This is a genomic window from Chelativorans alearensis (genome assembly GCF_010993735.1).
Taxonomy (GTDB): Bacteria; Pseudomonadota; Alphaproteobacteria; order Rhizobiales; family Rhizobiaceae; genus Chelativorans; species Chelativorans alearense.
Genome location: NZ_WQNI01000010.1, coordinates 1 through 12,435, shown reverse-complemented (window position 1 = coordinate 12,435; position 12,435 = coordinate 1). Strand labels below are relative to the sequence as shown.

The following is a 12,435-nucleotide window of genomic DNA, read 5'->3' as shown; positions in this document are numbered from 1 at the left end:
AGGCTCAAAAGCGGACCGGGAAGCATAGTGCTGGCATGCCCAGGCGCCTATCACCTCATCCTACTGGCCCTGATCAAAATCCGGCGGCTGCGTCTCCGCCTCACGTGAGGCCTGTGGTAGCGCGCCCTCTAGCGATGGTTCCCAGCAGCGCCGAATGGGCACACCATCGCCTTGAGGGATACGAATGAACTATCGGCTTATACCGGGCTACGTCTATTCCCAGCAATTTCCGAAATTTACTAAATCTAATTGACAATTTAGTAAATCATGAGAAGCTCGATCCAACTCCGCAGCGATAGGATCAGATCATGGATAGTGACGCCTTGGTACAATTAGCACTTGCCGCGCAATCGTGTTCCCAAAAAGACCTTGCCGCACTCCTCAAGGTTTCCCCGACGCAGATCAGCAAATGGAAGAAGGGGGAGCATATCTCATTGGATATGAGCGATCGATTGCGCGCGCTGGCTAAGATCGGCGATTTGGATCCCTCATTTGTCCTCTGGTCCGGATCCACCGAAAAAGCAAGAAAGTGGAACAGTCTTCTTCATTTTCTGGCTCAGCTAATTTCGGAGAACGCCGAAACTGGCTACGACACGGCGCCATTGGCCGATGACGATTTAGGGCTACTGGGATGGCAGACATTTCATACCCTTCGGGAGATGGGAGTAGCCATTCCTCAAGATTTCCCGAAGGAATTAGAGTTTGATTATAATGTACGGTTTTTCGAAAAAGATGAAGATGATGAAAAAAGAATAGAAGCTCTCGAAGAGCATACTTTCACTTCGCTCATTAGAGCGATCTACCATGCCCTCAACGATGTGTATGGTTTCTACGCAGCCTACGTAGACGAACTGATTATGGACGAAGATCTCGATCTTTTCGATTCTCCAGCCGGAAATATTGAGCCATGCCTTATGGATCTCGCTGCGACCAAGATAGAGGTAGATCCGGCGTTCGCTCCTAAATTTAATGAGTTTCGACATCGTACACGAAAGGAATACCGGAGCTGGTTAAACCTTGTTAAACATAAGGCAATCCGAGCAGGCGCCCCTCTTCGAGCGGAACTGTTAGACTTGGTTTATTTTCCCCATGAGGATCTAGGGCGCATGGCAGAACTTGAAAGTCTCGGGCGGAATTCCGTTCGTCTACACCCAGATATTTACATGAACGAACTTTTGTGTGGTATGCGCGCCATTCACAAAATCATGCCTATAATACTGGAAAAGTTAGGAGTATCTGAAGAGATCAGCATTGACTCCGCTGTTTTTACGGTCGAGAGAGTAGATTAATATGCCGGGCATGATCGACATTGTCAGGATGACAATGCAAGCTAGATTCGGTTGCCCATTAGGGAGACCACCTGATCGTTCTTGGAATTTTGAAGTTGGACCGCATCATCGGACCGATAAGGTCGTTCATTTGCTGGCGCGGCAGTTGCTGACTATGAGGTGAGCTCGGCTCGTGAAGGATTTCAGCTGCCGACGGGCAAAGGATCGGTCCCCTCACTGAGGATCGCAAGATAGCGTCGGTAGCTGAACACCCGCCCCCGCTTGCGCCCGGTGATCTCTTCAACAATGCCCATCTTCTCCAGGTCGGCCAAGGCCGCATTGACTGTCGGCGCCGACAAGCCCGTCTGCTGGACAAGCTGGTTGGAGGTCAGGAACGGGTTTTGCTGAAAGAGGTCGTGGATGCGGAGTGCCGAGCCTGCACGGTCACTTTCGTTCGTGATCCGCTCGCGATCTTCCTTGAAGAGGTCGACAATCCGGGTGGCCGCCTCGAAAGCCTGGTTCGCCGTTTCGGCTACACCCGCCAAGAAGAAGTCGAGCCAAGCCTCCCAATTGCCGTTTTCTCGCACCTCCTGGAGCAGACGATAGTAGTCGGCACGATGCGTCTTCAAGAACAGACTGAGATAGAGCAGCGGCTTGCGGAGCACCCCGTTGACGCAAAGATACAGTGTCACCAGAAGGCGGCCGATACGGCCGTTCCCATCAAGGAACGGGTGGATGGTCTCGAACTGGACATGCAGCAGTCCGGCCTTGATCAGCGCCGGCAATTGCGATCCGTCTTCGTGAATGAAACGCTCCAGAGCATCCAGGCAGGCATCGAGTTCGGTGACGGGCGGTGGCACATAGAGCGCATTGCCGGGACGTGAGCCACCGATCCAGTTCTGCGAACGGCGGAAGTCACCCGGGCTTTTGGTGCCGCCGCGTCCGCTTTGCAGCAGCCGAGCATGCATCTCGCGGATCAGGCGCAACGACAATGGCAGCTCTTCCAGCCGTTCCAGCCCGTACATCATCGCATCAACGTAGTTCGACACTTCGCGGATGTCGTCGATCGGCTCCCCGGTCTGGGCCTGGTTCTCGAAGCGCAGAAGATCAGTCAGTGTGGATTGCGTCCCCTCGATCTGGGACGAGAGCACCGCCTCCTTGCGCACATACATATAGAGGAAGAGTTCCTGGCGTGGCAGCAGCATGGTAATGCCATCCAGTCGCCCGAGCGCGCGCTCGGCGAGGCTCAGTCGTTCCAGAAGAGCCAGCACGTCGATCTGCGGCTTCGGCGGCAGAGGCGGCGGAACGAAGGCGCGCACGATCTCGCCCGCGACAGGGGTTTCGACATATCGGCCAAGGCGCTGATCTGCGTCGGAATCGGTCATAGCGCCATCTTGGCAGCGTGGCGCTATTTAAACAATCCCATCGACACTTAAATAACGGAGATGCTAACGTAAGCGCGCTTAAATAGGCTCGTCACTCTCGGCCTGCTCCATCAGAAGCATAAAGCCGTCCGATCGGCAGTGCCAGCGTATTGGCAAGGAGATTAGGCATCCGATGCGACGAATCGGATAGGACCGCGACCTTCGTCAAACGTCGTGGACAATCTTCATAGCCTACTCACATGCCTGACCTTCCGCATACCAAACTGCTTGCCCGCAAGATCTCCGATTTCTGCCGCCTCCGTGTCGATCCCGCATTGCCCCCGCGGGACAGCACACGGATCAAAGAATTTCTCCTCGGTCTGATCGCCCAGTCGCAAATGCCGCCTCGCAAGGTGCGCGGCTACGATTGGGACGAAATCGCCCTTCAATGCGGCCTCGACAGGGACGCTATTCGGGGCGCGAGGGCGGTGATTGAACCAGCTCTGGATGCGATTGTACGGAACACTCAAAGTCCGGCTGATCGCCCTTCGGCCAAGATCCGAAAGGCTCGCGATTCCGAGCCACGTCCGCGACGCGACCGTCCTCCGCGGCAGCCTAAAGAAAAGCCGGGCACTGCCCTGCGAATTGGCCCTAGGGAGCAATCGGAGCCAAGACCTGCGTCGACACGGCAGAAGCCCGGCGCCAAACCTCGCATCATCGAGGAATTTCCTAAGCCTTTATTTGAGGAGTGGCTCGACCCGCCAACCCTCCGGGAGGCGCTGGACCTGCACATGCGCCGCCATGGCGACAGCTATTGGCACCTACACCGCGCCGTCGTTCGCGAAGACGAAAAGCTCGACCATTCGACCATCCGCCACTGGCTGCAAGGATCGAAGGCGCCCCGCAGCGTGGCGAGCATGGAGGTTCTCAGTCGCATCGAGCGCCGCTATCGCCTCCCGGCGGGATACTTCAAGGCGAAGCTCCCGCATCAGACGCGGTCAGCCTCGGGCCACGTCCTCGACGATATCGCCCCGGCCGAGCGACGGAGGCTCGCCTGGCATCTGCCCGATGATTTCAACACACGCCCCCGCCAGGAACAGGAGGAGATCCTCGCATGGGTTCAGCGCGTCATTATCAGGGGCTCGACCGACTACAGGCGGTTCCAAGCGGCCGCGATGAAGCAGCGCTACGCAATCCGCTTTCCAGGGGTCACATACGGTCAATCTGACGCTGCGCAGGACAGCCATCGAAACAGATACGACGAGCCGGACGAAGACAGCACTTCCTTCACCGATCCAGACCTGCGATCCGGCGTCATCGACGCTCCGCCTGTCCTCGCCATGGAAATGGCCGAACTCATCCGCTTCAAGACCGCGACGCTCACCGCATTCGGCCTGCAACGGAACGGTGTCTGGGGCGAGGAGACGGCGTCTCAGAAGGTGGAGCATCTCGGTCTGATGTTCGGGGCATTGGCCGCCCATCCGCGCGGCCCGGTCCGCGGCTATGGCGTGCCGCTGCAGCACCTGACCTTCGGCCTGCTCGTCTTCCCCTCGATCTGGGACTGGTATGTGCAATGGCGCGAGAGGCGGCGCGGCTTCTATACGGCCTGGGAAGTGGACATGCTGCGCATTTCGCTTGCCCTCACCCGGAAGGAAACGGGCTGGCTACGACAGCACCCTCGTCTCGGATCACGGCTCCGGCCGATCGACGGACTGGTTACACAGGCGGACATCGACCGCGCCTGTGCCGACTGGGACGATGCCTGCGACGTTTATTTCAAGCATGCCTCCTCCCGCGTGAAGGAGATCCAGCGCGTCGCGCGGGTCCATCGTGACCCGTTCGAGCCGATCATGCCGGTATTGGAGGCCGAAAGCCCGGTCGGTGAATATCGAAAGATCACTGAGGAGATTCTCCGACTCATGCCGGACGAGCGGCTCTATCGTCGCCCGGCGGCGGAAGCCGTCCGATCGTTCCTGATGCTGCGCTTCGGGCTGCACCTTGGATTGCGGCAGAAGAACCTGCGCCAGCTGATGGTCTGTGAACGCGGACGGCTGCCGCGGTCCGAGCGCCAACTCGCCGACATGAAACGCGGCGAGATCCGATGGAGCGAACGCGACAAGGGTTGGGAGGTGCTGATCCCGTCGGTGGCCTTCAAGAACGCCAATTCGTCCTATTTCGGGAGCAAGCCGTTTCGACTGATCCTGCCTGATCTCGGCGGCCTCTACGATCACATTGAGGCTTATATCGACCGGCACAGGCGTGTGCTTCTCGGCGGAGCCAAGGATCCAGGCACGTTCTTCGTCAAGACAGTGAAGACGACGAGCAGGGACGCTTCCTATGACCAAAACACGTTCTATGAAGCCTGGCGCCTGACGATCCAACGATATGGGATCTACAACCCCTACACAAAACGGGGCGCGATTCCCAGTCTCCTCCCTCACGGCCCCCACAATGTCCGCGACGTGCTGGCAACGCATATCCTCAAACAGACCGGTTCCTATGAGCAGGCGAGCTACGCCATCCAGGACACCCCTGACATGGTCGCGCAGCACTACGGTCGTTTCCTGCCGCAGGACAAGGCAGCTCTCGCCGCTCGGATTTTGAACCAGGTTTGGGAAGCGGCGTAAGCAAGGTGGACGGTAAGCAGCAGCACCGCATACGAAGAACCGCCTCGAACATTGAAGCACGGTCATCGGGCTTCGTCACTTATCGGCGGTGTGTCCCGATTCCCACGGCGCAGGCCGGTTTGCCAATTCGATCATTTCCGGAATTGGTGTGCCCGGCGCGTATATAGCCGAGCAGAAATCCGAGAACCCTTCAGGACTCATGGCAATCAGTCGACCATCTCCTATTTCGCTAGCGGTTCGCAGGACAGCGCTACGCACAAATTCCGTAAGCGACTGACCGGATTTTTCGGCGGCGCCTTCAATAATCGCGATATCCGATTTCGATAGCCGTACCGATATGACGTCTTTCGAGTGTTCCATGCTTTGAGCCGACTGCCACCGTAACGCTTATTCCATTTACAGCACTGCATACGGGGATGGCCATCATCTCGGCAGGAGATGATTCAGAAGACCGGGATCACCCTAGAGCCACGCAGTGAACACGATTGGGACAAGAAACGCACTGCCTGGAAAGCCGATCTTAGCCGATTTCTAAAGAACTTGGCCAAGCCGACCAGCGTGACGGCGGACCAGCACGAAACACTGAAGGCTGAGTTCGAGGAACTGAAGCAAGAGCTCGAGAGCCTGCAGGAGAGCTATCAAGAGGCGTCATGCCGCCGCGCGCAAGGGCTCAAGGATGCCGCAGGCACCGCCGTAGGCGTTGACCTGCCACCGAGTTTTGCTCAAGCCGCGCCACACGGCGTACGAGAGACGATCAAAGCTTTAATCGCGGTGGATGATAGTTCAGTGGCAGGTCAGCGTGCCGATTGCAGACCGGAACAGAGAATGGCGCATCGCCTCCAGCAGGTCGAACAGAGAATGCTGGGCAGAGAAGGGCCTACCACTTCCCTTCAAACATGAAACGCAGATCGGCGTGCGCCCGGAGCGCTTCCATCAACACGGCGATGGCCTCAGCAACCAAGAGGTTGTTTCGGTCAGAGTCTTTGTCGCCCGACTTGCCGCCGTGCACGAGATTGTTGCGGACGCGGCGCACCGCACCGATAAGCGACTGAATATCAGATGGCGGTGCGGTGGCTTCCCAGTCAAGCGAGCTTCCATTCAGAATCTGCCGGCTGGGTGGGTTGCTGAGGATGGTTGGGGCGATGTTATTTTCTCGAACGTGTTTCAAGAAATCGGACGTCAGTTCTTTGTTCGCGAACTCGTCCCATTTGGCTTCAACGGCTCCGCCAGCTCCCATCTTCCCATAGCCGATCTCCTTCAGCGCATACTCGAACCGCGTTACCACGCGCATCAATTCTTCGCCGCGCGCGGGCAGCCTGTTCGCCGCCGCCATGTCGATGGGTAGCGCTCCACTTATTCCAGATTTCTCAGCCACTGTTGCCCCTCTGAACCGTGTAATTGAATTGCTAGACACGAATCGCCGCCTGTAGCCGACCCCTCCGACGTCTCCGCGCACCAGGTCCGCTCTTAGAACGCTAACCGGCTGCCCGCTAGTCCAAATGAGGCGCGTTGCGGACAGCCGCGATCGGGCCGGCTAACGGACTGGCCGCTCTTGGTGCGGTCAGCACAAGAGCAGACATCTGATGTTCAGCCGGCGATGTCCTGTATGTGGCCCGAAGCGGGCATCGTAGATTAGAAGCTGGCCGGGGTTGTCTTCCGAAGCACAACGCCACGTCCGGGGCTAGATGGAATTCAGTATCGTGGGTGGCCGCTTGTCTACCTAGCCGCATCAGCTGCAAGTCCTTGCCCCAAGCATAGGCATGTTTCGCGACGACACTGTCTAACAACGACGACATGCAGCGCATTCTCGACAAGGTTGGAGGTAGGCGACGATGTCCTTGAAGCCCAATAAAAATTCTGGTCGTTTGCCATACTTACTGACTGTGGCATGATTTCGGAATCGGCGCGAGTTCCCTATCGAGCCTCCGTCTGAGCATTGGAGTGAACCGTGCCAACGAACTACGCAGCCGATTACGGTGGAGCACGCGGATCAAATGCTGGCGACCAGTTTCACGAACTGTGGGCGCTACAGCAGATTCTCGGTCTACTGAAACCTCGATCCACGCTCTCGGCGGTTACCGTCGAAGGTATTCCCTTTGCCGAGCCCCAAACGACGATCGACGCGCCAACGTGGGACGGAGTCGATTGCGCCCTCTTGCATGGTGACCGCGTCCTCGACAAGGCCGCTCGCGTCGAGCTCGTGCAATTGAAGTACTCGGGATCATCACCCTCCACACCATGGACCATCGCCCGTCTCTGCGCCAGCACAAGAACGACCGGCAACAACTCGGTGCTGCGCCGATTGGGCGATGACTTCGCACACGCGCGTAGCCGTATGAAGCCGGAGGCCCAGCTTGTTGTCCGGCTCGTCAGCAATCAGCCCGCAGGTAGCGATATTCTTGCATTGTTGCCGGGGAGCGGTGCTTCTGCGGTGCCCGAAGAAGATCGGTGCAAAGTTCAGCTTGCTACCGGTCTCGACAATGTCAAGTTCGCTGATTTCTTGAATTGTCTGGACCTAGGCGAATGCGGCTCGCTATCAAGATTCGGCCTCGACGACAAAGTCACTGAGGACGTCATCGCCTTGCTCGGCGACGATGTTCGTGGCGAAGTCGAGCACCTGCAAGCTCAGGTCCGCACGCTCATGCTTCCCGAGCGCCTGCGCGAGCTCGTCGACGAGCGCAAGCTCCTCGTATGGTTCGGGCTTGGCGGACGACAAGGATTATTTCCCTGTCCGCCAGCAATCGAAGTGCCCAAGAGCACGATCGAACGCGTCGGCACAAGGGAGGTTCTGCAAAAGCTCGAGGCTGGTGTTCGGACTGTTCTCGTCCATGGCGAAGGAGGGTGTGGGAAGACCACGCTTACCCAACAGCTCGCATCGAGACTGCCCCATGGATCGGTTGCGGTCACTTACGACTGCTACGGCGCGGGCAGCTACATGCACTCTGAAGACAAGCGACATCTCCCCGAGCGCGCCTTCCTCCAGATCATCAATGATGTTGCGGTCGCGACCGAACTGCCTCTGCTGCTGCCCAGGAGTGGCACCCATCCGACGACGATTGAGACCTTCCTCCAGCGCATGACCATGGCTGGTAGGGCGCTCGAACTTTCATCGCCGGGCGCCATACTTCTCGTCATTGTTGACGCAGCAGACAACACGGTAACTGCCGCTGAATCTGCTGTTCCGGTCGAGCGTCCGTTCATCCACGACATTGCTGGCGCCGATCTCAACAAGCTGCCAAGCAATGTCCGCTTCGTTGTTTCCGCTCGAACCGCGCGAAAGAGCGGTCTCGGCTTTCCCGTGACAACGGATGAAGTCTTGTGCCGTCCGTTCACCGAAACGGAGACTCGGCAGCACCTGATCGGCGTGTTCCCCGATGCGTCGAACGCATCCATATCCTCATTCCACGATCTCACAGGTGGCAACCCACGTGTCCAGTCGTACGCCTTGAAGGCGTCCGGAGGAAATCTCGATACATTGTTTGAGGCCTTGCTTCCGAACGGCCGGACGCTGGCAGACGTGATTGATGCATCATTCACCCTCGCACTGAAGAAGCTCGGGCGCCAAACGGACTTGGACCGTCTCACCGCGGCGTTAGCATTCTTGCCGACGCCTGCATCCGTTTCGGCCGTCGCCGCCGTCAGCGGCACGAACGACCAACTCGTCCGAGATTTTGCTGCCGATCTCGCACCCGGAATCGGGCTGAGCGGTAGCCAACTGACAGTGTCTGATGAAGACTTTGAAGATCACATCGCAAAGCGCAGCCAGGCCGCTCAAGCGGACACCGTTTCACGCATCGCCGAACATTTTTGGTCGCACTATCGCAGTGACCCGTATTGCAGCACGTACGTTGTCGACTTTCTTGTAAAGGCCAGTCGCATCTCCGACATCTTCACGGTGCTCGACGTGGATGGACCTGTCGCGGCAGTGGGAGATCCACTGCTACGACGCGAGATTCAAATTCGGCGTCTGACCCTTGCGCTTGCGACATGCCGAGAAGCTGGCGACATCGTCAAAGCGGTACAAACCATTCTCATCGGAGCCGAGGCCCAGCACGACGAGGGAGCTTTCTACGATCTCGTCGACAAGGAAGTGGACCTTTCGGTCGAGTTTAGCGGCCCTTCACTGCTACGGCGAACGCTCCTTGATCGCGACCGCGCTCCTAGCCACGGGTCAGTTCTAGCCCACTCCGCGCTGAGCGCCAGTTTGAAGGATGATCGCGTCGGCACCCTTCACTATCTTCGGATGTACGATGCTTGGATCAGCAAGCGCCCGCGGCGCAAGGATGGAGAATTTCAGGGACGCCACGTCGAATGGAAAATTGAGGACCGTGACATAGCGGCCTTAATTGAAGCGGTATTCCGTATCGCCGGGGTCGATGCGGCGATACGCGATTTGCAGCGCTGGACGCCGCCAGAGGTTAGGCTGCGTGTCGGGCTTGATGTTGTGTCTCGTCTCATCGCTGATGGTCACGGCCAGACCCTGCTTGAATTCGCCGCAGCAGCATCCCCGCTAGGACCGTGGCGTTTGCTGATCACGGTTCAGCTTGCCTTGGCGGGTCATGACATCGATCATGCGCAACTTGCGCGCGACGTCGGCAAGTTGCGTGCGAAGTTCATCCCGTCACACGAACTGGGCATCTCCTATACATCGTCCTCCTGGTCCACTGAGTGGCTCCGCTTGATCGTCGCCGCGACAGAAATCTTGTATGTCGGTGGACAAGCGGACGCTGTGCGGCGAACCGCGCTGAAGCTTCTTCGGGTGCTAACCAAGGACATCATCGCCGTGCGCTCATCGGACGCTTCTCGCGTCGACGCGATTATGAGGTTGTGGATGCTGCAGGCCAGTTTGGACGGCAAGCCAACCACGGCAGATGCTTTCCTTGAGTATGCACATGGGATAGGCGCGGAGGGGCGGTCGGTGCCCAAGCCCTCCAAGGGCAAACGAGCGAAGAAGCCCAACACCTATGAACAGGACCAGGAGCAGCAACGGACTGATCGCAAGCTGCGTGTCCTCTTTGGCGTGTACCATGGCCGGCTAGACGTGATGCAAAAGGCTGTGGCAGGAACGCTGCTGGCTGACGATCTAGCGTCGCTCGGGAGCACGACGCACTCGTACGAATTGGATTCAGACTACGAGGCTGTCTATCTCCGTCAGGTCGCGGCGCGCAGCATATCGGAACTTCTATTTCTGCGAGGCATCCAGGTTCCAGCCCTCTGTGAAGCGGCATTGCGAGCCGCCACTAAGGAATTTGGAACCTATCACGGTCGCGAAACCACCCTGTTGTCGAGTTTCAGGTTGCGGCGGGAGTTTCATTCTGACCTGCTGACGATCCTTGCCATCGCCAGGAACAATGCCAAGGCGCGGCGTGCGCGCGCCTCCGAAAAAATGGCCGAGCTCGTTGCGCTTGCACGCTTCGTCTTTCCCTTTAGCAGACCCGATGCCGAGGCGTTCTTCAGTGATGCTGTGACTATCGCAAAGGAGATCGATGAAGAAGCAATCGACCAGATAGAGTTCGTTGCGCGTGCTTCCAAAGTCGCGAGATCAGCAAGCTCAGAGGGTGATGATGATGCTGCGGGCAAGTTTGCCGCCTTCGCGGCTGCTGCCTCGGTTCGATTGGATGGGTATGACGGCTTTAGTTGGGATGACGTTGTGCGCGGACTCACTAGGCTTCATGCTCCCACCGCTTTTGCCTGCACTGCGAGGTGGATGGATGACGGAACGACCCGACTATACAACACCTTGCCGCCGCTTCTTCAAGAAATGCTCGCCCTCGGTCAACTCGAGCCTACGCGTGCAACAGCGCTGTCCATGCTGGTCGACGGTCCAGACGCCGAGCTTATCAAAGCCGTTGCTGCCCACGGCATCCTGTCGCGAGCCGATGGCAACAGACTTGCTGAGGAATTGGCACGCGCCTCCTTACTCGCGGATGGTCAACTCGTGCGTATCGAGCAAGCAAAGGTGTTGCTCGATGCCGTGGGTGAGTCCGGAACCGGATACTGGCTCGCGCAAGCACGTCAGCTCGTCGCTTTCGATGCGACTAGACCAGCAGCCAAATCAGAGAAAATGGAGGACAGAACACCTCACTTACGGGGCACCGATGAAGTTAGCGAACAGGCGAACCGTCCATTCGCTCCTGCCAATGGAATATCGTGGCGGCAGGCACTCGAAGATGCAGTTCGAGCGGCCTCAAAGAACGAAAAGTACCGTTACCCATCGACTACTCTCACCGACATCAGCAACAGTCTCCGCGCACCAAGTGATCGCGTTCCCTTCCTAGACGCGCTGACCTCGATCGATGAGGAAATTGCCGATTCCTCGGATTGGTCACTCATACTTTCTCGCGTGCTAAAAGAGTGGGAGGGTACGCCTGCGGTGCAGCTTTGGTGTCGGCAGAAGCTTCCCGCGGTTATCTCGGCACATTTGGCCGCATTCAGCCGCTGGCTTCGCTACCGGCAAAGCAATCTGGATGAGCTGCTGGAACGAACGGAAGCGGACGGGGTTCAAAGGACCGCGCTCCTGCTTGACGGCATCGCCGAGTCCGGAGCGCGGATGGGCAGTGCGGCGCTATTCGGCGTAGCCTCTCGCATCGTGGACGCCGTCAATGCCGTCCAGGCAAGAGAGATCCTCGACTGGTATCTTGATCGTCTTGTCTCGCGATTGCCAGCGGAAGACCGCGACACGCTGACCCCGATCGATGTTCCAGCTACGCTACCGGAAGCCCTGTCGCGATTGCTGTACGGTTTCTTTTCAGACATCGACACCCGCGTGCGATGGCGGACAGCGCATGCTGCCCGGTGTCTGGGGCGTCTTGAGGACGTGAGCGCGGTGACGGAGTTGTTCGCTCAGTATGGGCGAACATCCGATCGAGCGTTTCGTGATCCGAAATCGCCGTTCTACGACCTAGGCGCGCGCCTCTGGCTCACGCTTACGGCTTATCGACTGAGCGAAGAAAATGCCCATCTCTTGACCGGTTCGAAAGACGTACTCATGCAGGCAGCGCTCTCCACTGACCTGCCGCATGTCGTCATCAGGGAATACGCCAAGCGCGCACTGCTTGCTGCCTATGAAGGAGGTGCGCTTTCCCTGACTAGAGCACGTCCGTTGAACTCCGAGTCGTAGCGTTGATGACACGGATTGGGTTTTATGATTCACCGTCGCCGTTGCAGGAGATGGCG

General features: G+C 58.0%; 7 protein-coding genes. 4 read left to right on the top strand and 3 right to left on the bottom strand.

What is annotated here, in order from left to right; translation table 11 throughout:
* Positions 1-308 precede the first annotated feature (308 nt).
* The gene (locus GPJ75_RS16015; RefSeq protein ID WP_163269345.1) at positions 309-1,289 is read left to right on the top strand and encodes a helix-turn-helix domain-containing protein; all 981 of its coding nucleotides are present in this window, start codon (positions 309-311) and stop codon (positions 1,287-1,289) included.
* A 182-nt stretch (positions 1,290-1,471) separates the two neighbouring features.
* Here GPJ75_RS16015 and GPJ75_RS16010 read toward each other — a convergent pair whose 3' ends face one another.
* A complete protein-coding gene (locus GPJ75_RS16010; RefSeq protein ID WP_163269344.1) occupies positions 1,472-2,653 on the bottom strand; it encodes a Fic family protein in 1,182 nt (393 codons plus the stop codon).
* Between the two features lie 239 nt (positions 2,654-2,892).
* On the opposite strand from GPJ75_RS16010, the gene GPJ75_RS16005 reads away from it, so the two are divergent.
* Positions 2,893-5,259 (top strand): hypothetical protein, encoded by a 2,367-nt coding sequence (locus GPJ75_RS16005; protein ID WP_163269343.1) that lies wholly within the window; start codon positions 2,893-2,895, stop codon positions 5,257-5,259.
* A 75-nt stretch (positions 5,260-5,334) separates the two neighbouring features.
* On the opposite strand, the gene GPJ75_RS16000 is transcribed toward GPJ75_RS16005, so the two are convergent.
* Positions 5,335-5,619 carry a type II toxin-antitoxin system TacA family antitoxin gene (locus GPJ75_RS16000; RefSeq protein WP_163269342.1) on the bottom strand — a complete coding sequence of 95 codons (285 nt, stop codon included), beginning with the start codon at positions 5,617-5,619 and terminating at the stop codon, positions 5,335-5,337.
* A 78-nt stretch (positions 5,620-5,697) separates the two neighbouring features.
* Here GPJ75_RS16000 and GPJ75_RS15995 point away from each other — a divergent pair, with 78 nt between their 5' ends.
* Positions 5,698-6,159 (top strand): hypothetical protein, encoded by a 462-nt coding sequence (locus tag GPJ75_RS15995; protein WP_163269341.1) that lies wholly within the window; start codon positions 5,698-5,700, stop codon positions 6,157-6,159.
* On the opposite strand, the gene GPJ75_RS15990 is transcribed toward GPJ75_RS15995, so the two are convergent.
* Positions 6,137-6,592, bottom strand: coding sequence for a hypothetical protein (locus GPJ75_RS15990; RefSeq protein ID WP_163269340.1), 456 nt, complete (start codon positions 6,590-6,592; stop codon positions 6,137-6,139). The genes GPJ75_RS15995 and GPJ75_RS15990 overlap by 23 nt on opposite strands.
* Positions 6,593-7,207: 615 nt before the next feature.
* On the opposite strand from GPJ75_RS15990, the gene GPJ75_RS15985 reads away from it, so the two are divergent.
* Positions 7,208-12,379, top strand: a complete 5,172-nt coding sequence (locus GPJ75_RS15985; protein WP_163269339.1) for a P-loop NTPase family protein — start codon at positions 7,208-7,210, stop codon at positions 12,377-12,379.
* Positions 12,380-12,435: the final 56 nt, after the last annotated feature.